Here is a 666-nt window from a genome sequence, read left to right as displayed (position 1 = left end):
CTTCAAAACCTTGACGTTGGTGGAAACTTTCTTCTTTACAAATACGTACCATTGCACGTGCATATGGCCCATATGAAGTACGGCAAAGCGCAACTTGGTTCACAATGGCTGCCCCATCGACAAGCCAACCAATTGCAGCGACATCTGCCCAAGTCAAAGTTGGATAGTTAAAGATTGATGAGTATTTCATTTTCCCATTAATCAACTTTTCCATCATGTCATCACGGTCAGCACCTAAGGTTTCTGCCGCGCTATACAGATATAAACCATGACCCGCTTCATCTTGTACTTTCGCGAGCAAAACTGCTTTACGTTTTAAAGTCGGCGCACGAGTAATCCAGTTTCCTTCAGGCAACATACCTACAATTTCAGAATGGCCATGTTGCCCGATTTGACGAATCAATGTTTTGCGGTAGGCATCAGGCATTTGATCCTTAGCCTCGATCGTAATTTCATTGGCAATATTTTGTTCAAATTTCTGGTAATTGTTTTCCATTCTTTTATTCCCTGTAGGTATCACCCTTAAATCTATTTTTCGATACACAAAAAACAAAGTCAACTAATTTTTTTGTATCAAATTAAATCCACAACAACAAACCAATACAAGCTATTGAAATTTATATAATTAAGTTAAATGTAAAAAACTTTTTTACTTTTAAAAATCAA

1 protein-coding gene is annotated in these 666 nt (G+C 37.2%); it reads right to left on the bottom strand.

Translation table 11 applies throughout. From position 1 onward, the window contains the following. Positions 1–496 (bottom strand): 1,2-phenylacetyl-CoA epoxidase subunit PaaA (gene paaA, locus ABD296_RS49725; RefSeq protein WP_344285594.1); only part of this gene is annotated, 496 nt, incomplete at its 3' end. Positions 497–666 lie beyond the last annotated feature (170 nt).

This window comes from Actinomadura napierensis, from assembly GCF_039529375.1.
Taxonomy (GTDB): Bacteria; Actinomycetota; Actinomycetes; order Streptosporangiales; family Streptosporangiaceae; genus Spirillospora; species Spirillospora napierensis.
Note: the sequence above shows the minus strand (reverse complement) of the source record. Positions and strands in the feature narration are given on the sequence as shown.